General features: G+C 70.4%; 20 protein-coding genes and 1 pseudogene. 8 read left to right on the top strand and 13 right to left on the bottom strand.

Going from position 1 to position 20,064, the window contains the following annotated elements:
• Positions 1–12: 12 nt before the first annotated feature.
• Positions 13–411: a VOC family protein gene (locus ACH34R_RS16810; RefSeq protein ID WP_397562350.1), complete on the bottom strand. Its 399-nt coding sequence runs from the start codon at positions 409–411 to the stop codon at positions 13–15.
• Here ACH34R_RS16810 and ACH34R_RS16805 point away from each other — a divergent pair.
• The gene (locus tag ACH34R_RS16805; RefSeq protein ID WP_397562349.1) at positions 383–1,030 is read left to right on the top strand and encodes a MerR family transcriptional regulator; all 648 of its coding nucleotides are present in this window, start codon (positions 383–385) and stop codon (positions 1,028–1,030) included. The genes ACH34R_RS16810 and ACH34R_RS16805 overlap by 29 nt on opposite strands.
• Here the strand turns inward: ACH34R_RS16805 and ACH34R_RS16800 are convergent.
• On the bottom strand, positions 927–2,108 hold the full coding sequence (locus ACH34R_RS16800) for a cytochrome P450 (protein WP_397562348.1): 1,182 nt from the start codon (positions 2,106–2,108) through the stop codon (positions 927–929). The genes ACH34R_RS16805 and ACH34R_RS16800 overlap by 104 nt on opposite strands.
• A gap of 196 nt (positions 2,109–2,304) precedes the next feature.
• Here ACH34R_RS16800 and ACH34R_RS16795 point away from each other — a divergent pair, with 196 nt between their 5' ends.
• Positions 2,305–3,144, top strand: coding sequence for a TIGR03620 family F420-dependent LLM class oxidoreductase (locus ACH34R_RS16795; protein ID WP_397562347.1), 840 nt, complete (start codon positions 2,305–2,307; stop codon positions 3,142–3,144).
• 100 nt (positions 3,145–3,244) lie between these two features.
• Here the strand turns inward: ACH34R_RS16795 and ACH34R_RS16790 are convergent, their stop codons facing one another.
• Positions 3,245–3,883, bottom strand: coding sequence for a hypothetical protein (locus ACH34R_RS16790; protein WP_397562346.1), 639 nt, complete (start codon positions 3,881–3,883; stop codon positions 3,245–3,247).
• A gap of 1,402 nt (positions 3,884–5,285) precedes the next feature.
• A complete protein-coding gene (locus tag ACH34R_RS16785) occupies positions 5,286–5,834 on the bottom strand; it encodes a hypothetical protein (protein WP_397562345.1) in 549 nt (182 codons plus the stop codon).
• A 566-nt stretch (positions 5,835–6,400) separates the two neighbouring features.
• Here ACH34R_RS16785 and ACH34R_RS16780 point away from each other — a divergent pair.
• Positions 6,401–6,526, top strand: a complete 126-nt coding sequence (locus ACH34R_RS16780) for a hypothetical protein (RefSeq protein ID WP_397562344.1) — start codon at positions 6,401–6,403, stop codon at positions 6,524–6,526.
• Between the two features lie 367 nt (positions 6,527–6,893).
• Here ACH34R_RS16780 and ACH34R_RS16775 read toward each other — a convergent pair whose 3' ends face one another.
• On the bottom strand, positions 6,894–7,289 hold the full coding sequence (locus ACH34R_RS16775) for an RICIN domain-containing protein (RefSeq protein WP_397562343.1): 396 nt from the start codon (positions 7,287–7,289) through the stop codon (positions 6,894–6,896).
• 321 nt (positions 7,290–7,610) lie between these two features.
• Complete coding sequence (locus ACH34R_RS16770) at positions 7,611–8,489, bottom strand: SGNH/GDSL hydrolase family protein (RefSeq protein ID WP_397562342.1); 879 nt, start codon at positions 8,487–8,489, stop codon at positions 7,611–7,613.
• A gap of 225 nt (positions 8,490–8,714) precedes the next feature.
• Here ACH34R_RS16770 and ACH34R_RS16765 point away from each other — a divergent pair, with 225 nt between their 5' ends.
• Positions 8,715–9,929 (top strand): isochorismate synthase MenF, encoded by a 1,215-nt coding sequence (locus tag ACH34R_RS16765; RefSeq protein ID WP_397562341.1) that lies wholly within the window; start codon positions 8,715–8,717, stop codon positions 9,927–9,929.
• Positions 9,930–9,995: 66 nt separating this feature from the next.
• Positions 9,996–10,874 carry a class I SAM-dependent DNA methyltransferase gene (locus ACH34R_RS16760; protein WP_397562340.1) on the top strand — a complete coding sequence of 293 codons (879 nt, stop codon included), beginning with the start codon at positions 9,996–9,998 and terminating at the stop codon, positions 10,872–10,874.
• Positions 10,875–11,290: 416 nt separating this feature from the next.
• Here the strand turns inward: ACH34R_RS16760 and ACH34R_RS16755 are convergent, their stop codons facing one another.
• The 6 genes from ACH34R_RS16755 to ACH34R_RS16730 all read right to left on the bottom strand — a co-directional run bounded on the left by ACH34R_RS16755 (position 11,291) and on the right by ACH34R_RS16730 (position 16,003).
• Positions 11,291–11,935 (bottom strand): response regulator, encoded by a 645-nt coding sequence (locus ACH34R_RS16755; protein WP_397562339.1) that lies wholly within the window; start codon positions 11,933–11,935, stop codon positions 11,291–11,293.
• Entirely contained in the window at positions 11,926–13,080 is a 1,155-nt protein-coding gene (locus ACH34R_RS16750; protein WP_397562338.1) for a sensor histidine kinase, read from the bottom strand. The genes ACH34R_RS16755 and ACH34R_RS16750 overlap by 10 nt, the downstream gene beginning before the upstream one ends.
• A 3-nt stretch (positions 13,081–13,083) precedes the next feature.
• A complete protein-coding gene (locus tag ACH34R_RS16745; RefSeq protein WP_397562337.1) occupies positions 13,084–13,755 on the bottom strand; it encodes a DedA family protein in 672 nt (223 codons plus the stop codon).
• Between the two features lie 264 nt (positions 13,756–14,019).
• Positions 14,020–14,736, bottom strand: coding sequence for a hypothetical protein (locus ACH34R_RS16740; RefSeq protein WP_397562336.1), 717 nt, complete (start codon positions 14,734–14,736; stop codon positions 14,020–14,022).
• Positions 14,733–15,632, bottom strand: a complete 900-nt coding sequence (locus ACH34R_RS16735; RefSeq protein ID WP_397562335.1) for an ATP-binding cassette domain-containing protein — start codon at positions 15,630–15,632, stop codon at positions 14,733–14,735. Before ACH34R_RS16735 ends, ACH34R_RS16740 begins: the two co-directional genes overlap by 4 nt.
• Positions 15,629–16,003, bottom strand: coding sequence for a GntR family transcriptional regulator (locus tag ACH34R_RS16730; RefSeq protein WP_397562334.1), 375 nt, complete (start codon positions 16,001–16,003; stop codon positions 15,629–15,631). The genes ACH34R_RS16735 and ACH34R_RS16730 overlap by 4 nt, the downstream gene beginning before the upstream one ends.
• A gap of 164 nt (positions 16,004–16,167) precedes the next feature.
• Here ACH34R_RS16730 and ACH34R_RS16725 point away from each other — a divergent pair, with 164 nt between their 5' ends.
• Both ACH34R_RS16725 and ACH34R_RS16720 read left to right on the top strand, forming a co-directional pair.
• A complete protein-coding gene (locus tag ACH34R_RS16725) occupies positions 16,168–17,142 on the top strand; it encodes a serine hydrolase domain-containing protein (protein WP_397562333.1) in 975 nt (324 codons plus the stop codon).
• Positions 17,143–17,195: 53 nt separating this feature from the next.
• A complete protein-coding gene (locus ACH34R_RS16720) occupies positions 17,196–18,386 on the top strand; it encodes a cytochrome P450 (RefSeq protein WP_397562332.1) in 1,191 nt (396 codons plus the stop codon).
• Between the two features lie 112 nt (positions 18,387–18,498).
• On the opposite strand, the pseudogene ACH34R_RS16715 reads toward ACH34R_RS16720, so the two are convergent.
• Positions 18,499–18,774, bottom strand: a pseudogene (locus tag ACH34R_RS16715) (MFS transporter); the annotation flags it as partial.
• A 216-nt stretch (positions 18,775–18,990) separates the two neighbouring features.
• Here ACH34R_RS16715 and ACH34R_RS16710 point away from each other — a divergent pair.
• Positions 18,991–19,887: a LysR family transcriptional regulator gene (locus ACH34R_RS16710; RefSeq protein ID WP_397562331.1), complete on the top strand. Its 897-nt coding sequence runs from the start codon at positions 18,991–18,993 to the stop codon at positions 19,885–19,887.
• Positions 19,888–20,064 lie beyond the last annotated feature (177 nt).

The raw sequence follows: 20,064 nt of genomic DNA, 5'->3' as shown, positions 1-20,064 counted from the left end.
TCCTTTCGCGGGTCAGCGTGCGGGGAGCGCGGCGTACAGGTCCACGCCGCTGCCGTCGGGGTCGGCCACCGTCGCGTAGCGCATCCCCCAGAACGCGTCGAACGGCTCGGCGATCCCGCGATGGCCCGCGGCGACCAGCTCGGCGTACTTGGCGTCCACCCCGGCCGGGGTGTCGAACTCAAAGCACAGCAGCGTACGCGGCCCGCCGCCCGGCGCACTCCAGCCCGGCAGGAACGGCGTGCGAAACTTCTCGGTGTCCAGCATCACATGCGGCCCGCCCGGCAGGTCGCATCCGGCGTGCTCGGGCGAACGCGGGTCGATCGTGAACTCCAGCCCGAGCCGGGCGTAGAAGGCCATTGAGGCATCCATATCGGACACGATCATGGCGATCGTGTTCAGTCGTGGGTTCATTTCCGGCTCCTTGTCCCGGTTGTGCTCTCACCTCCAAGACGATCGGCGGGACCGCCGATACGACATCCCCGGCCGGGAACCTTCAAGGCTTGACGGTGTCCCGGCCACGACCTTGCGCCTCTACAAGGGGACCGGGCTGCTGCCCGCCGGGCGCACTGCGGCCGGGTATCGCGCCTGCGGCCCGGAGGCGGTGGCCCGGCCGGCGTTCATCGGCGAGGCCAAGCACCTGGGACCACCGCTGGAGGAGATCGCCGAGCTGCTCACGGCGTGGGAGGCCGGACCATGCGCCCAGGTCAAGGCCGACCTGCGACCGCGCGTCCAGGCGCGGCAGGCGGCCGCCGAGGCCCGCGCCGGAAAGCCGGCCGCCTTCACCGGCTTCTTGCGTACCGCGCTCGCGGTGGGACGTCATCGGCGCGCTGATCCGCCTGGCCGGGATGGCGGTGATCATGTATGCGCCCCGGGGCGGCGGGTGAACGGTGACGGCGACCCGCGCGGGCTCGCCGGCCATCCCGTGATCACCACTCGACCGGGAGCTTCTGCACACCGAGGATCACCGCGTTCTCCCGCAGCGGCACCTCCTGCGCCGGCACCGCCAGCCGCAGCCGCGGGAAGCGGGTGACCAGCGCGGGGTAGGCGACCTGCATCACCACGCGGGCCAGTTGCTGGCCCAGGCACTGGTGGATGCCGTGGCCGAAGGCGTTGTGCCCGCCGGCCGGGCGGCGAAGGTCCAAGACGTCGGGGTCGGGGAAGTGCCCGGGGTCGCGGTTGGCCGTGGAGATGACGAGCAGGGCGCTCTCCCCCGCCTTGATCACCTGGCCGTCGATCTCCACGTCCTCCAGCGCGGTACGGGTCAGGAAGGGGACCACGCTGAGGTAGCGCAGCAGTTCTTCCACCGCGCCGTCGGCGATGGCGGGGGTCTCGCGCAGCGCGGCGAGCTGGGCGGGGTTCTGCAGCAGCGCGAACGTGCCGAGCGAGAGCATGTTGGCGGTGGTGTCGAGGCCGGCGCCGAGCAGTACCAGCCCCATCATGGTGAGCTCGTCATCGGTGAGGTCGCTCCTGGTCAGGCCGCTGAGCAGGTCGTCGGTGGGGTTCGCCCGCTTGGCGGCCACCAGCTCGCTCAGGTACACGTACAGGGCGGCGCCCGCCGCGTTGGCCGTCTCGGCGTCGGCGTCGCCGCCGGTCAGCAGGATCGCGTCGTCCTCGAACCGCTCCCGCTCGGCGTAGGGGACGCCGAGCAGTTCGCAGATCATCAGCGCGGGGATGGGCCGGGCGAAGACCTCCACCAGGTCGGCCGGTGGGCCGAGGCGTTCCATTTCGGCCAGCCGCTCCCCGGTGACGGCCTCGATGCGGTCGGTGAGCCTGCGCATCCGCCGTACGGTGAACTCGCCGGTCAAAAGCCGCCGGTAGCGGGTGTGCTCGGGCGCGTCCAGGCCGGTCACGTCGCCGGGCCGGGCCGGCGGCATGGTGCCGCCGCCGGGCTGGTGCAGCACGTCGTAGCGGATGCTGAAGCGAGGGTCGGCCAAGATCGCGCGGATCCGCGCGCGGTCGGTCACCACCCACAGGGGATGGCCGTCGCTGAAGGCCGACCGCTCCAGCGGGCGCTCCTTGTGCAGCCGGGCCAGCTCCCCGGACGGATCGAAGGGGCGGTCCGGGTCCCGGGCGAGGACGAGCCGGGCCACGGGGATGTACTCCAGCATTTCGATCACCTTTTTCGGGAGCAGAGGTGTGCTCGACACCATCTTGACGTCATGATGATGTCACATCTGCGTCAGTTTGACACCTCCGTGCGGCGCGGAAGGCGGCCGGAGTGGCGGCCGGTTGACCTCAAGTGAGGTTGAGAAATTAACGTCGCAGTCATCCGGTGCAGACTTCCGCCACGAAAGGGGCAGACAGATGACACAGCTCGGCCGGGGCGACCTGGGGCCCATCGGCGTGACCCTGGACGTGCGCGCCGACGGCGGCCACCTCGGCGACGCCGCCCTGCTGGAGCGGCTCGGCTACGCCACGATCTGGATCGCCGGCGGCCAGCTCGCCACCCTGGACCCGCTGCGGGACGTCATCCGGGCCACCGAGACCGTCCGCGTCGGCAGCGCGATCATCCCCGCCCAGGTGTACGCCGCCGAGGAGGTGGTGGCGTTGCGCCGCGACCTGGAGTCCACCGATCCGGGGCGGCTTATCACCGGGCTGGGCGGGGTGCACGGCCCCCGCCCGCTGCGCGACATGAACGCCTACCTCGACCACCTGGACGCCGCCGACCCGCCGGTCCCGGCCGGCGCCCGCGTGCTGTCGGCGCTGGGCCCGCGGATGCTGGAACTGTCACGCGACCGCGCGGCCGGCGCGCTGCCCCTGCTGGTCACGCCTGAGTACACCGCGCAGGCCCGGCGGATCCTGGGCGATGAGGCGATCTTGGCCGTGATGGAGTACGTCGTCCTCGAAAGCGATCCGCGACGGGCCAGGGACACCGTCCGCGACTCCATCCGCTTCCTGGCCAAGGTCGGCGGCTATCCGCAGAATCTGCGCCGGATGGGCTTCACCGACGCCGACATCGCCGGGCCAAGCGACCGCCTGCTCGACGAGCTGGTCGCCTGGGGCGACATCGAGGCCGTCGCCGCGCGCCTGCGCCGCCACCTGGAGGCGGGCGCCGACCAGGTCGTCCTCGCCGTGCAGCCGACGGACCCGAAGACCGTCCCGTACGCGCAGTGGCACGCCCTGGCCGACGCCCTCATCGGCTGACCTTGTTCAGCGTGGCGCCGCCCGTGCGACGATGGACCGCGGCATCGCGACGCCCGGCCTCCCGTACCGGAATCGACCTCACCGCGGTCCATCGCACGTCTCAGCTACCGGCTCCGGGCAAGGTCTCGAACTTCCAGTGCGCATCGTCGAACTTCTGCACCGCCAACTGGATTGATCCCGACGGCAGCCCCGGGCCCGAGCCGCCGTCCCGGAGGTAGTTCATGCCGGCGATGATGTCGTTGCCGGCGGCCACCAGCCAGGGAACGGGCTGCGGTCCGAGGGCGCCGGCCCCCCGGTCCAACAGCCCGACCTGCTCCACCGTCACCTGGCTCCTGCCCAGCGTCCGCGCGCCGCGTTGGAAGTGGCCCAGCGCCTCTGCGCGAAGCCGGCTCCGGCTCGTGGTGTCGCCGGCCTGCGACGCCGCGTGCAACGCGTGGAACCCCAGGGTCAGATCAGCGACGTACTGGAACTCCTGGCTCTGCGGCAGTACCGGGTAGGTGCGGAAGTCGATCGCCAACTCCCACGGGCAGCTCAGGCACGGCGGCGGCGGGCATGGACCACGGCACCAGCCGTCCACCACGACCGGGATCGGGACGCAGTCCACCATCTTGTTTCCCCAGAAGATCGGGTAGCAGTTCCCGGATCCCTCGGCCGAGGCAGGGGTGCTGTGCCCTGCCTGTGCAGACAGCAGCGACATGAGCAAGGCGAGCAGACAGGCCGCTAATCGGCTGCGTTTCACTGGTCCTCCCTGGGGGGTGCCGGGTGCGCCGTCCGGGCGTACACCGGGCCGAGGCCGTCCGGTATCGAACCGGAGCACCCTCGTTCTACATCGCCCGCCCACGCCGGTCCATCGCCGGTATTCTCACCGTCAGGCCCTTAATGCCAGCGGCCTGTCCGCAACAGAAATCCGGCCCGGCTTTATCCGCGATCGCCAGCGGGCGGCCTCCTGGCGAGCGGAAAAGGGCAGGCCCGAGTTCCACAGGACGGACCCGATCCCCTCGGCGATCATTCGCCGGCCCTCAATATTGGGGTGAAACAATCCCAACGTCCATGGGCGATTCGGCGATGTTGACGGGCGTGGGCCCTCGCCCCCAGGCCGGGGCCTTCACCACGCGGGTCAGGAACGCATCATCGTTCCCGGCACGAACCGCCACAACTCCGCCAGCATCGCCGTACGCCACAGCCAGATCCCGCGCCCGGCCCCCGGCCTGCTCCAGACTCCAGGCTTTCCTAGGGCGGGCTGACAGGTCTCGTTGATGCTCGGGTGTGCGAACCGAATGCGTCAAGGTGCGAGGGCAAGGGGTTCCCTGACGCAGGTGCCACCCGCACTGTGACCGCCTCGCTCGTAGCTTCTTGGTTCGCAAACGGATCAAGCGTCGGGAAGGGCCGACACCACCTGCTCCACTCAGATTCGGCTGATTTGTTCCGAGGGGAATCCCTAGAGCCCTCCTGCTCGGCGCCTGACCCAACGGCACCATTTACCACACCGCCGACGATCACCAGGTCACCACCGCCCCGACCCGCTGGCCGACACCCAGGCATTCCGACATTAGGAGCGAAGAAGCAGCCGCCTACCTGCGGATCTTCAGCCCGCCACCACCGGCAGCAGGTACCCCATGCCGCTCCCCCAGCCCGAACCCGCCGCCGATACCGGCCCCACCTCGTCCGGCTCGCACTGATCGGTCCCCTGGAACTGACCTGGACTCAGCTCAACACCCTCGCCCTGTACCCCAACGGTGTAACCCGCGACCAGTTCGCCACCGCCCTATGGCTCAACGAGGCGGGCAAGGACATCCACAACACTCTGCGCCACCCGCGCAACGCCCCGGTCACTGCCACCGGCCACGTCAACCGGGACCTGCGCTGCGCGCCCTTCGTCAACACCTCCACCACCAAGAACACCGCCGTCTACCGCATCGTCGACACCGGCCTGATCAGCGTCGACCTGTGGGATCACCAAGCCGCCCTCGCCAAGGTGGCCGGGACCTCATCGCGACCATGCGGCACTACGGCCGCGACTTCGAGCACGCGCTGACCGCCAAAGGGGTGCGCTGCATGGTGGATGACTCGATCCCGAGCGTGGGGACCTCAAGAGTCTTGGCATGGTGACATTGCCTTCCACTGGTTCACCCCCGCGTGCATCAGGGAATCATGCAGAGCAGCCCTTCTGACGAGAAGCATTCACGGTCGAGAAACCGTCCGGTGACCCTCCCCATGATGATGAGATAATGCTCCAGTTCTTCCTCCGGCAACATCATGCCGTCGTACGGCAGATCCGCCCAGTGCGCGGCATATTCGTCTGCTTGGAAGATGTCACCGGTGATTTCACCGTCGTGGATGTAGCGCAGTTCATCGAGCTCTTCGACCCCGCTGATATAGGATATTTCGAAGACACGCTGGCGACCGATGCTGAGCGCCTCCGATGGCGGCGGTATCCTACCGCTGAGGAACAGGACAAGGGTCCAGCCTGGGGCATGCGAGGTGATCCAGACCCATTTCTCCTCGTCATGGGGGTCGTATGACTGCACCGCTGTCTCAAAATCACATGGATGTCGCAATCTCTCCGGAACCTGTAGCCGCCGGGCCACCTCGTTGCGGTCCTCAATGCTGACCCATTGAGCGAAGAACCACGGTTTGAGGCCGTGTTCAGCGATAAGGTGTCGTTGGGTTTCGATGGGCAATGAGCTCATGGGCGGCATCCATACTCTACAGGTCGAATATCATCAGGAGATGGGCGGAAAGACTCACTCCATCGCTTCCCGCCCCACGCCTTCATCTCCATTCGGGCCCACCGCCAATCCCCAACAAGGAACCAAGAATCTGTTTTCTTAGCCCGACGCGGAAGTCCGAGAAGAATTTCTCTGGTATCGAGTCCTGGAGCGAGTTCCGCCTTGCATTGACAGCACGAATGGAGAAGTGGCCCTTGACGACCTTTGCCTCCTCCAGCGTCCCGGGCGAATGGGCATTCGTCACAACTATTGGCCCCGCCTAATGGTACTTGTAGTAGTTGATAAAGAACCTATGATTACCCGGTTCTCGGCGTTGATGAGCGCCGGCGGGCGATTCACGGCCTGCTCGACAACAGCACTGGACCCCTGGAAACGGTCCGGCGACTGCAGTTGTCGCCGCTCAACACGGTCAAACGCTACATCGCACGGCTGAGCCCGAGCGAATGAAGCGCGCCCCCGCGTTACCGATCCTGCCTGGTCGATCCCTACTGGGACCACCTGAGCGGCGTCGCGCCACCGCGCCGGGAGTGCCGGTCCTGCGCCTGTTCGAGGAAATCAAGGCACTGGGCTACACCTGCAACCTCAACCTGTTCTACTGCCACCTCCCCCGAGGCCGGGAAGAAGCCGATCGGCCAGCGATCTCCGGCAAGTAGATCAGCCGCCTGCTGCTCACCCGGCCCGATGATCTGTCCGGCGGCCAGAGCGCACTCCTCGCCGAGATGACCGGCACCTGCGGCGAGATGACCGCCCTCCTCGGGGAATGGATCATCGCTGTGCAGGCCGGAGACCTACCCCACCTGCACAGCTTCATCCGGGGCGTGACCCTCAACCCCGCCGCGGTCCGCAACGGCTCACCCTGTCCTACAGCAACGGGCCTGTCGAGGGCGTCATCGAGATCAAGCGGCTCATGTTCGGCCGCGCAGGTTTTCCCCTGCTCCGCAGGATGGTCCTGAAATGGTGATCGGTCACTACAGGGCATCACCGCAAGAATCTCGCAGAGCCGAAACCGTACAGTCCCGGTTACGCCGGGTCTCTCACCGGCAACCACATCTGGTAGCCATCGTAGTTGCAGGTGTTGAGGCGAACTCCCTGGGAAATGCTGCCGTCCAGGCATCGCCCGCTCTGCCCATGCTGGAGTCGGTAGCCGTTGGTCTGCTGATGCCAACTCTGGTAGCCGTTGTTGTTGCAGGTGTTGAGGCGAACTCCCTGAGAGATGCTGCCGTCCAGGCACCGTCCGCTTTGCTGATGCTGAAGCCGATTGCCGGAGATCCATGCCCAGATCTGGTAGCCGTTGTTGTTGCAGGTGTTGAGGCGAACTCCCTGGGAAATGCTCCCGTCCAGGCAGCGAAGGCTCTGCCCATGCTGGAGATAGAAGCCGGCGGCGGGCGCGTGTCGATTCTCAATGATCACCGCCACCGCAGCCATCATGGTGGCGCCGCGGGGCTGACCCGAATTCGAGAACCGCCTTGCCGGTCGTGAAACCGATGACAAGCAGGTTGTACAAACCCAAGAGCTGGAACAGCCGGGGCTATCCCCCGAAGACCCCCGGCAACGTCATCCCGAAAGACATGCTGGACACCACGGCGGCTCCAGCCAGGCCGGCGCGGTCGAGAATGGCTTGGATGCCGAAACCGACCGGGCCGCACAGAGGCCAATTCTCGGGTCCTGCGGTTGGTGCAGGGCCCGGCGTCGGTGGGGTGATGAGATGTTTCCCTTTTGTTGCCAACGGGCCTGTGATCAACGTGCTCGCTCGGCGGGCAGCGGGGCCGGCAGGTCCCATCCACGCAGTACAGAGGCGGTGCGCTCGGCGATTATTCGCTGGCCCTCGGTATTGGGGTGAAAGTAGTCCCATTTGCTGACATGGGAAAGCGTGAAGGGATAAGAAAAGACCGCTCCCCCGTCGTGGCGGCAGGCCGGGCCGTAGGCGTCGCAGGCGCGGGCCAGGGTCTCGTTGAAGGCCATCACGCGGGCGCGGACGCGGTCTCGGCGTTCGCGGTCGGCCTTGGCCATGGAGGTGGGCCGGGCCAGCATCGACTGGCACAGCCTGCCCACCGACCAGAACGTGCGGGCGAACGCGTTGTCCTTGCCGACCCGCCACAGCCGCTGCACGTCGGGGATGCTGGCGATGAACACCCGCGCCTGCGGCAGCCCGTCGCGCAGCACGCCGAGGGCGGTCTCGATGTTGGCGGCGAAGTCGGCCACCGGGGTCATCTGCCGCTCGGTCCGCACACACGCGTCCTGCGCGCCGACCAGGATCGTCACATAGTCGGCGCCGCGCCGGACGGCCTGGCGGGCCTGTGCGGCCAGTTCGGCGCTGACCGTGCCCGGCACCGCCAGATTGACATTGTGCCCGGCGATGCCCGCATGGTCGCGGCGCAGCCGCAGATAGTGGCTGTCCACCGCGGCGTGGTCGCCGGCCGACCAGGACCGTGACACGCACGAGGTGAACCATCCGCAGGCGTTGAAGCCGGCGCTGATGGAATCGCCGAGCGCGACGACCGAACCCGGCCGCCACACACCGGGCCGCCCGGCCTCGGCCCGCGCCGTGCCACCGAACCCGATGGCCGGGCAGAGCAGGACCGCACCGGCCAGCACGGCCACCGGCATGCGCACCATGACACCTCCGCACTACGATCGCATTTTCCCCACTCGGGTGTACCACTGCGAAGCGGATCAGTCACGTAGCGTAACAGGTGAGTTTCCGGCACTCGCCGGCGTCTCCGCGCGACGCTGCGTGGACACGCCCGCGGTCCACGGGAAACAGGGGTGCCGTCGAACACGTTCAAGTTCCCGCCTAAAGTGGGTGGAGTGAGTGTCGCGCTCGGGTTGACCCGTCCTTTAATGGTTCGCACCGTCGCCGTCGCCGATCCGGGCGACCTGCTGGCTCATCTGCGAGGCCCGGCCTCCTACGCCTGGGTCCGGCACGGCGAGGGCATGGTCGCGTGGGGCGAGGCCGCCCGCGTCACCGTTCCGCCCGGTCCAGGCCGGTTCGCCTGGGCCCGCGACTGGCTGGCCCAGACCCTGGGCGAGGCCGACATCGATGACCAGGTGCGGGTGCCCGGCTCGGGGCCCGTCGCCTTCGGGTCCTTCACCTTCGACCCGGCATCGCCCGGCTCGGTGCTGGCCGTACCGGCGGCGGTACTGGCCCGCCGCGGCGGGCGGGCCTGGCTCACCACCATCGGCCGGGTGCCCGCGACACTCGCGCCCGCCGCGCCGCAGCCGGCCCCGGCCCCCACGGGCCCGGTCCGCTACGGCGACGGCAGCCTGAGCGCGCCCCAGTGGCAGCACGCCGTCTCCCTGGCGGTCGAACGCATCCGGCGGGGCGACCTGAAGAAGGTCGTACTCGCCCGTGACCTCGACGCCGTCGCCGAACGCCCGATCGACCTTCGCGCGCTGCTGTCCCGGCTGACCCGCCGCTATCCGGCCTGCTACACCTTCTCCTGCGCCGGACTGGTCGGGGCCACGCCCGAGCTGCTGGTCCGCCGCACGGGGGAGGCCGTCGAGTCGCTGGTACTGGCCGGTACCACGGCCCGCGCCGCCACCCTGGCGGAGGACGCCGCCCGGGGCACGGCCCTGCTGTCCTCCGGCAAGGACCGCCATGAACACGCCTGCGCGGTCGATTCGGTACGCGACGCGCTGGCGCCCCTGTGCAAGGACCTGACCGTGCCCGCCGCGCCGGAACTGCTCAAGCTCTCCAACGTCCAGCACCTGGCCAGCCCGGTCAGCGGCCGGCTGTCCGAGGGCGCCTCGGTGCTCGACGTGGTGGCCGCCATGCACCCCACGGCCGCCGTGGGCGGCACCCCCACCGGCCGCGCCGTGGAGCTGATCGGCCGCCTTGAGGGCATGGACCGCGGCCGCTACTCCGGCCCGGTCGGCTGGATCGACGCCCGCGGCGACGGCGAATGGGGCATCGCGCTGCGCTGCGGCTCGATCGAGGGCTCCCATGTGCGGCTGTTCGCCGGGTGCGGCATCATGGCCGACTCCGACCCCGCGGCCGAACTCGCCGAGGCCCAGAGCAAACTACGCGTCATGCAGGACGCCCTGGAGGGCCGCTGACCCCTCGGGAGCAACCCCGGCCCATGAGCCCGCCATCAGCGCCCGTCGCGGGCTAGCATGCCCGGCATGCCCACCTATGCGCATCCGCTGGCCTGGCTGCTGGCGCTCGAAGGCGTGGCACTGCTGCGGGCACAGGCCGGTGACCTCGGTGACGAGGAGTTCGTGACGCGGCGGATCGCCGAGATCCGCGATCTGCTCGCCGACCCTGACCTGGCGCTGGACGCGGGGACCGTCGTCGGCCACGCCACGACCACGGAGGGGTACGCCCAGTGGGCCGAGCGGTACGACGCCGAGGACAACCCGCTCATCGCGGTGGAGGAACCGCTGGTGCGGCGCATCCTCGCCACGCTGCCGGCGGCGGGGCGCGCCCTGGACGTGGCGTGCGGCACCGGCAGGCACACCGCGTTCCTGGCCGGGCTGGGGCATGAGGTCGTCGGCGTGGACTCCTCGGCGGAAATGCTCGCCCTGGCCCGGGCCAAGCTGCCGGACGTCGTCTTTCACCAGGCCGACCTGCATGCCCTGCCGGCCGAGTCGGCGGGCTTCGACGTGGTGGTGTGCGCGCTGGCGCTGACCCACCAGCCGGCTCTCGGCCCGGCACTACGCGAGCTCGCCCGGGTCACCCGGCCCGGTGGGCACATCGTGCTGTCGGACGTTCATGTGCTGTCGCTGTACCTGGGCGGCGTGGCCAAGGTCGGCGGGCCGGACGGCGGACTTCGGGCGATGCCGGCCGGGCGTTTCCTGGCCGCCGACTACATCGCCGCCGTCCACGAGGCCGGACTTCAGATCGTGGCCTGCCACGAACCCCGCTGGGGCGATGCCCCGGGCGGCCACGGCGGCCCCCTCGCCCGGCAACGCTGCCCCGAGGCGGCCATCGCCGCTTACCACGACACCCCCGCCGTGATCATCTGGCACCTCCGCCGCCCACCCTCCCCGGCCGGCCGCTGAATCACCCCATGCGACGATGGCCGGCGAAGCGCTACCGGGTAGCGGCTCCGCCGGTCCGCGTGCTGCCGGGAGGCCGCTCGATCACCCGCGTGACGCCCATCTCGATCACGCCGGTGATCCCACCGCACGGGGCTCGCGACCTGCTCCACCCGGCGGGGACGGGAGGTCGGCACCGCCGAGGTCGCAGAGCAGCATGACCTGCGGGCCGACGGACGGTGGACCGCGACAAAGGCCCCAGCGATGCCTAAGAAACTCCGTCGAAGCCGAAGTCGAAGCCAGGAACGGGACAGAAGGTCAAGGCCACCGCAGGCTCGGGCCGCCGCCGAGGCGGAGAGCGGCATGACCCGCGGGTCAGCGGACGGTGATCGCCGCGCCAGAGGCCCCGGGGTGCCCGGAGAACTGCGTCGAGGTCAAGGTCAGGATTCGAGGAAGCGCAGGACGGCGAGGACGCGGCGGTTGAAGCCGCTTGAGGGGTGGATGTCCAGTTTGTCGAAGATGGCGTTGACGTGTTTCTCCACCGCGCTCTGTGAGACGTGCAGCCGTTCGGCGACGGCGGGGTTGGCGTAGCCTTCGGCCATCAGGGACAGCACCTCGCGTTCGCGGGCGGTCAGCCTGGCCAGCGGGTCGGTACGGGTGGTGCGGGCCAGTAGCTGGCGGACCACCTCAGGGTCGAAGGCCGCCCCGCCGCCGGCGACGCGTTCCAGCGCCGACAAGAACTCCCCCACCTGCATGACCCGATCCTTCAGCAGGTAACCCACGCCGCCGCCCTCGGCCGACAGCAGCTCCGAGGCGTAGCGCTTTTCGACGTACTGCGACAGCACCAGCACCGACGTCCTGGGCCACCGGCGGCGGATCTCCAGGGCCGCGCGCAGGCCCTCGTCGGTGTGGGTGGGCGGCATCCGCACATCGACGACCACGATGTCGGCGGGGTCGCGTTCGACGGCGGCCAGCAGCGCCACGGCGTCGCCGACGGCGGCCGTGACGTCGTGGCCCTCCTCGGCCAGCAGCCGCACCAGCCCCTCGCGCAGCAGCGTGGAATCTTCGGCCAGGATCACTCGCATGGCAGCCCCGCGGTGATCACGGTGGGGCCGCCGAGCGGGCTGCGCACGGCGAACGTGCCGTCCAGCGCGGCCACCCGGCGCGACAGGCCGGAAAGCCCGCCGCCGTAGGGGTCGGCCCCGCCCACGCCGTCGTCGTGGACGGTGACCTCGACGGCCGGCCCTCGGGCGGCGACCCGCACGGCGATGCGCCGGGCCCGCGCGTGCTTGGCCGCGTTGGTCACCGCCTCGCACACCACGAAGTAGACCGCGGTCTCCACCGCCGCGGGCAGCGCGGCCGGCGGGGCGTAGTCGATGGACACCGGCACGGCCGAGCGCTCGGCGACGGCGGCCAGCGCGTCGCGCAACCCCACCGCGTCCAGCCCGGCCGGGTAGACCCGCCAGGCGACCTCCCGCAGGTCGCGCAGCGCCTCCTGGGACTCCTCGTGCGCCTGGGTCAGCAGCTCGCTGTCGCCCTGGCGGCGCGCCCGGCCCAGCAGCATGCCGAGCGCGACCAGCCGTTGCTGCACGCCGTCGTGCAGGTCGCGCTCGATGCGGCGGCGCTCCTGGTCGACCGCCTGCACGATGCCCGCCCTGCTGGTGGCCAGCTCGGTGATGCGCTGGCGCAGCAGCTCGGTGGTGGAGGGCCCCAGGTAGCGGGCGGCCACCCGGCGCTCCAGGGCGGCGATGCCGGCGATACCGGTCAGGTTGAGGTAGAACAACAGCACCCCCGGTACGGCGGCGAACAAGATGGTCGCCGAGGTCACCCTCCCCCCGTCTTCGATCAGGGCCCACGGAAACCCCGTCGCCCAGGCGAGCAGCATGGTGATGACCGAGGTCAGCCCCAGCGCCAGCAACAGCAGCACGCCATGCCCCAAGATCCCCAGCACGCCGCGGGCCCCCAGGTAACGCAGTGCCCGCGCGCCGGAGTAGTCGCCGGCCAGGTCGGCGTCGAAGAACCGCATCACCCGCCGCCGCTCGGTTTCGGCCAGCCGCCGCGCCCCGGCGTGGACGCGGGCCAGCACGGCGGCGCGGCCCCGCGGCCAGGGCGAGACCACCGCCAGGGCGAGCCCGGCCCCCGTCAGGAAGCCGAACCCCACCCAGGCGGTCACCCCGCCCACGACCAGCCCCGCCAGCGTGCGCAGCCAGCCGCCCACCACGCTCGCCACCCGTCAGACCCTTTCGCGGTCTCGCTCCCGGTGCCGCCCGCCGCCGCCCTGCCGCTCACGCCTGCCGCGGATGATCCTGGCCACCACGAACCAGACCACCGCCAGCGCGCACAGGCCCAAGACGCCCTTGGACACCACACCCATGTACCGCTCGATGATGCTCCAGTTCTCGCCCAGGGCGTAGCCGGCCAGCACGAACGCGGTGTTCCAGATCAGGCTGCCCAGCGCGGTGAGCGCCAGGAACGTGGTGAGCTTCATCCGCTCCACCCCGGCCGGAACCGAGATGAGGCTGCGGAAGATCGGGATCATCCGCCCGAAGAACACCGCCTTGGTGCCGTGGCGGGCGAACCACGCCTCGGTCTTTTCGATGTCGGCGACCTTCACCAGCGGCAGCCGGGCGGCGATCCCCACGATCCGGTCGCGGCCGAACAGCGCACCGACGCCGTACAGCGCCAGCGCGCCCACCACCGACCCGATCGTCGTCCACACCACCGCCCCGATCAGGCTGAGGTCGCCCCTGCTGGCGGCGAAGCCGGCCAATGGCAGGATCACCTCGCTGGGCAGCGGCGGGAACAGGTTTTCCAGGGCGATGGCGATGCCCGCCCCCGGCTCCCCCAGGCGTTCCATCAGACCGATCGCCCAACCGGCGATCCCATCCATCTCAACGGCATTCATAAATCAAGACGCTATTCATCTCGGCGTGACAGGAGAATGAGGCCCACCCCCCGCCGCCGTGGCGGCTACCCCAGGACGGGGGTGTGGAAAACCTCAGTTCCCGATCAACGCACGGCGCGGCGGCAAAGTGCCCGGTCTGCACGGGCATCTCACGGCATTCCCAAACAAAGACCCTGGCGCAGGCACACAAATCTCCCATACGCGGCGGGACGCCGGTCGCCCGCCCCCGCCGCAGCGCGGCGGGGGCGGGCGGGCACGGCCCGCTCAGCCAGGGTTGCGTATCGGCATGTCGCGGATAAAGGTCCAGGTCAGCGCGAACACCAGGACGCAGCCGCCGATGGCCGCGGTGATCGCCATGCCCGTCGTACCCGGCAGGTCCGGCATCGGCAGCCGGCCGATGATCGGCAGCGCCTGGATCAGGTCGGTGGCCGAGTGGACCAAGATCACCGGCACGGCCGCCACCGGGATCAGCAGCACCCCGCCGACGGAAAGCCGGTAGAAGGCGGCGCCGAGCAGCACCCCGGCGCTCACCCACACCAGGTACTGCGCCCAGTACTCCGCCAAGACCAGCGGAACCTGCCCCGGCCCGCCGAACAGGTGCCGGTCGGCGATCTGGTGCGGCCAGCCGCCCAGCCGGTACACCAGGCCCTCCAGCAGGTACCCCAGCGCGGTCAGCGCCGAGACCGCGGGCGCGAACAGCAGCGTGAACACCGCCGCCTGCCCGGCGAACTCGCGCCGGGTGCGCCCGTGGGCGACGTACACCGGCAGGTAGAGCCGCACCACGGTGATGCCGATCACCAGCACGTACCAGCGGGCGGCCTGCACGGCCCGCTCCCACACGCTGCTCTCCAGGTCGCCGAGCACGCCGATGGCCACGGCCACGCCCATCACCACCACCACGAAGATCGCATAGACGATCAGCGTGAAGTACAGGTTGGCGGCCAGCAGCCGCCGGGGGAAGATCGCCGCAAGGCCGCTCATGAGCGCTCTCCCGGCCCGGCGTCCGGCGTCTTTCGGGCGGTCAGGTGGACGAACAGGTCCTGGATGGCGATCGGCCCCAGTTCCAGCCCGGCCGCCAGGGCCTTGCCGCGGCGTTCCTCGCCGAGTTCGCCGTACACCATCGCCGAGCGGGTGCGGCCCAGCCGCTTGTCGCCCAGCACCGTCAGTCCCGCGACGAAACGCCCGACCTCCTCCTCGGGGCCGGTCACCGAGACGCCGCGGCCGCGCAGCGCCTCGCTCTGCTCGTGCAGCACCAGCCGCCCCCGGTCGATGATCAGAATCTCCTCGAACAGCGAGCTCACCTCCTCGATCAGGTGCGTGGACATGATCACCGTGCGCGGGTGGGCCATGAAGTCGGCCAGCAGTTCCTCATAGAAGGCGTACCGCGAGGGGGCGTCCATCCCCAGGTAGGACTCGTCGAACATGGTCACCGGCGCGCGCGAGGCCAGCCCGAGCACCACCCCGAGCGCCGAGCGCTTGCCCAGCGACAACGCGGCGACGTTCTTGCGGCGGGGGATCTGGAAGGTGTCCAGCAGCCGCTCGGCGTAGGCCGCGTCCCAGGTCGAGCGCAGCACCTCGGCGAAGTACAGGGCGTCGTTGACGGTGCCGATCGCCGACGCCTCCCCCGCCTCCCTGATCAGGCACGTCTGCCGGGTGACGGCGGCGTTCTCGAACACCGGCCGCCCGCCGATGCGCACCGAGCCCGCGGTCGCCCTGCGAAAGGCCGCGAGCACCGACAGCAGGCTCGTCTTGCCCGAGCCGTTGCGGCCGAGCAGTCCGTAGATCTTGCCGCCGGTGAGGGTGAAGCCGACCCCGTCGAGGGCGACCGTCTCACCGTAGGTCAGGCGCAGGTCGCTGACCTCGATCTCCAGGCTCATGCGCGCTCCTCGCGCGCCTGGCCGCCGATCCGCTCGATGATCTCCGTCACCGGGATGCCGATGGCGTGCGCCTCGGCCACCATCGGATCGACGACGTCGGTGAAGAACCGCTTGCGCCGCTGCTCGCGCAGCAGGTCACGGGCGGCCGGACTGACGAACATGCCGATACCTCGCTTCTTGTACAGGACGCCCTCATCCACAAGCTGCTGGAACGCCTTGGCGGCCGTGGCCGGGTTGATCCGGTAGAAGGCGGCGTACTGATTGGTCGACATGACCTGCTCATCGCCCGCCAGCACCCCGTTCAGGACGTCGGTCTTGATCTTGTCGGCGATCTGCCGGTAGATCGGGCTCCGGTCGTCGAACACTGGCACGCCCCTACCTCATTGGTTCATTACTCCACTAATGAACCATAGCGCCTGTGGTGCCTGCGGGCAATCGCCGCCCCCGGCGGCCGGGGAGGACCACAGGGCGCACCACCGAGGTAGGTTCACCGCATGAACGTCCACCAGCCCGCCGCCCTCCAGGCCCCCGCGGCGTGACGGCGGTACACGGCGACGCCCGGCTCGCCACACGAATCGAACAAGCGCTCGGTCCACGTCACCCTGTCGCCGCCGCCGCACTCATCACCCCCGGCGGCACGACCCTGGCCGCGCGCGGCGCCCCCCTGGAGGCGGACTACGAGATCGGCTCGATCTCCAAGGCCGTCACCGGCCTGCTGTACGCCGACGCCCTGGAACGCGGCGAGATCAACCGCGACACCACCCTGGGCGAGCTACTGCCGCTCGGCGACGTCCCCGCCGCAAAAGTGACCCTGGCCGCGCTCAGCACACACCGCTCAGGGCTGCCCCGCCTGCCCAGATCGGCGCACCCGCTACGGCGCGCCATCGCCCTGTGGCGGCACGGCACCAACCCCTACCACGACGACCTGCCGCAACTGCTGACCCAGGCCCGCGGCACGGCGGTCGGCAGTCCCCGGGTGCGCTACTCCAACTTCGGCTTCGAACTGCTCGGCCACGCCATCGCCGCCGCGACCGGCCTGCCCTACGCCGAACTCCTCGCCCGCCGCATCGCCCGCCCGCTCGGGCTCGAACGCTTCTACCTGCCTACCGCGCCCGGCCACCTCGGACCGGACGCGCTCACCGGAACAACCCGCCGCGGCAGGCCACGGCAACCATGGGCCGGGGAGGCCCTGGGACCGGCCGGCGGCATCCGGGCCTCCATCGCAGACATGGCCCGCCTGCTGGCCGCGCTGCTGGACGGCTCCGCCCCCGGGATGAGCGCCCTGGACCCGGTCGCCCGGTTCGGCAAGAAGGTCGGCATCGGCGCCGGCTGGCTCACCCTCACCTTCAACGGGCGGCCGATCACCTGGCACAACGGCGGCACCGGCGGCTTTCGGTCCTGGGCCGGCCTCGATCGCGACGCCGCCGCCGGCGCCGTCATCCTCACCGCCACCGCCGCCCCCGTCGACCGGCCGGGATTCACCCTGCTGACCGACCACGGCCCACTGTAGGCGCCGGTGAGCCGCCGCGCGGCGGCCCGCCTCCTGCACTACGGTGAACCACCGTGACAGGCGAACCGATCAGAGTGCACCGCGGCCACATGCGCGACCCGCACGCCCTCTACCAGGCCCTTCGCACACAAGGACCGGTACGGCCGGCGATGTTCCACTCGCGGCTCAAGGGCTGGCTGGTCACCGGGCACGCCGAGGCGAAACGACTGCTCGGCGACCCCCGCCTGAGCAAGGACAGCGCCCGCGCCTTGGAACTCTTCCCACCCGGCGCGGCCGGCGCCTACGCCTCGGCGCTGTCGGCGCACATGCTCAACTCCGACCCGCCCGACCACACCCGGCTGCGCAGACTCGTCAACAAGGTGTTCACCGCCGGGGCGGTGGCCCGGCTGCGCCCCAGAATCGAGCAGATCGCCGCCGACCTGCTCGACGCCATGCCCCCACGCGGCACGGCCGACCTGATCGAGGTCTACGCGTTCCCGTTACCGATCACCGTCATCTGCGAGGTGCTCGGCGTACCCGACGGCGACCGCGGCAGGTTCCGCGAGTGGAGCAAACCGTTCGTCGGCGCCACCGACCCCGGGCAGCTCAGCCGCGCGCAAGAGGAACTGACCGCCTATTTCAGCACGCTCGTCGCCGCCAAACGCGCCACGCACGGAGATGACCTGCTGTCGGACCTGACCCGCGTCTCGGAGGCCGGCGATCGCCTCTCCCACGCCGAACTGGTGTCCATGGCCTTCCTGCTGCTGGTGGCCGGCCACGAGACGACGGTCAACCTGATCGGCAACAGCGTGCTCGCGCTGCTGAGCGACCCCGGGCAGATGGCGGCGCTGCGCGCCGACCCGTCGCTGCTGCCCGGCGCGGTGGAGGAGTTCCTGCGCTACGACGGCCCGATCAACATCGCCACCGTACGGTTCACCACCGCCCCGGTGCCCGTCGGCGATGTCGAGATCCCCGCCGGAGAGTTCGTCATGATCTCCCTCCTGGCGGCCAACCGCGACGCCGACCGCTTCCCCGACCCGGACCTGCTGGACCTCACCCGGCCCGCCGCCGGTCACCTCGCCTTCGGGCACGGCATCCACCACTGCCTCGGGGCCCCGCTGGCCCGGCTGGAGGCCGAGATCGCGCTCGGGCGGCTGCTCGACCGGTTCCCGGCGATGACCCTGAACGCCGACCCGGCCACCCTGCAATGGCGCGACAGCACCCTGATCCACGGCCTGCACAGTCTGCCCGTCCGCCTCGCCTGACGGCAGGCCCGCCGCCGGCTACCTGCCGGGCCGCGCGCGAGGAAAACCGCCCCGCGCCGAGCAACAGGCCCGCCATGACCATGCCCACGACCCGCCCGCGCTGCCCGGGTGCGGCGAGCGTGGCCGCGTACGGCACCACCACCTGCGCGGCCACCGACGTCAGCGCCGTCAGCGCGGTACCGGCCGCCAGCACCGGGCCGCTCGGCGCGAGCGCCGACACCAGCAGGAACACCGCCGTGGCGGCCAGCAGCACCACCGCCAGGCGGCGGCGTTCCACCAGGTCGCCCAGCGGCACCAGCAAGATCAGCCCCAGCGCGTACCCGCCCTGCGCGGCGGTCACCACCAGCATGGCCGTCCCGGCGCCCAGCCCCAGATCCCGCCCGATCATATCGAGCAACGGCTGGGCGAAATAGTTGCCCGCGACCGACAGCCCGGTGGCCACCGACATCAACAACAACAGCCCGCGAGGCACCCCTGCGGGTGCGGCGGGGATGAAGGGCGCGCGCCTCAATGTTCCGGTCACGTCGTCAAGAGTGCGCGACCACCGATCAATGAGTCCAACACATCCTTTTCATCGTGATCGATCGTGATAGATAATGAATGGATGGAACTGCAGCAACTGAGGTACGTCATCGCGGTCGCGCAGACCCTCAACTTCACCCGTGCGGCCGAACGCTGCCGGGTGGTGCAGTCGGCGCTCAGCCACCAGATCGCCGCCCTGGAACGCGAACTCGGCGCGCGGCTGTTCGAGCGCACCAGCCGCCGCGTACGGCTCACCCCCGCCGGGGAGGCGTTCCTGCCCGCGGCCCGGGAGTGCCTGGAGGCCGCCGATCGCGCGCGAGCCGAGGTCGCGGCCACCGGCGGGCAGATCGTCGGGCGCCTGGCCGTCGGCGCCATCCCCACCGTGACCGCCATCGACCTGCCGGTCGCCCTGCGTGACTACCGCCACCGCCACCCGCGGGTGCACATCACGCTCACCTCCGCGGGCAGCGAGATCCTGATCGAGCGGGTCCGGCGCGGCGAGATCGATGTGGCGTTCCTCGGCCTGCCGCCCCGCATGGAGCCCAAAGGCGTCCAAAGCCGCCGCCTCGCCGGAGGCGAACTCGTCGCCGTGGTCGCCCCGGACCACCACCGGACAGAGCGCGAGACCGACCTGCAAAGCCTGGCCGATGAGCCGTTCATCGACTTCCGCGTCGGCGCGGCCGGGCGGGCGCAGTCCGATGAGGCGTTCGCAGCCGCGGGAGTACGGCGCGAGGTGCCCTTCGAGGTGTCCTCCGCCGACTTCATGGTCGATCTGGTACGGCAGGGCCTGGGCGTGGGCATGCTGCCGGCCGCGTACGCGCCGCGCTCACCCGACCTGCGCGTCATCCGCCTCCGCGACGCCCCCACCCGCGTCGAGCACCTGATCTGGGACGACCGGCCCTCCCCTGCGGCCACGGCCTTCATCGAGCTGGTCCACGCCGGGCGCGACGACTCCGGCGCCGGCGAAGGGCGAGGGTGAGCCGGTGACACGGCGCTCACCGCACCCGAAGCCCGCCACGGTCCGCTCCAAAACGGCGCTGTGAGGGTGCACGTCCCAACGGAGGGGGATCAGATACCGCCCGGTCAGGTCCACCACCCGCACCCCGGCCGCCGCCACACGCCCCGGCCGCGACGACCGCCGCATCCCCCGGCGGCC

Source organism: Spongiactinospora sp. 9N601 (assembly GCF_044326295.1).
GTDB classification, from domain to species: domain Bacteria; phylum Actinomycetota; class Actinomycetes; order Streptosporangiales; family Streptosporangiaceae; genus Spongiactinospora; species Spongiactinospora gelatinilytica.
The sequence above is the reverse complement of the archived record's forward strand: the minus strand, read 5'-3'. Positions and strand labels throughout refer to the sequence as shown.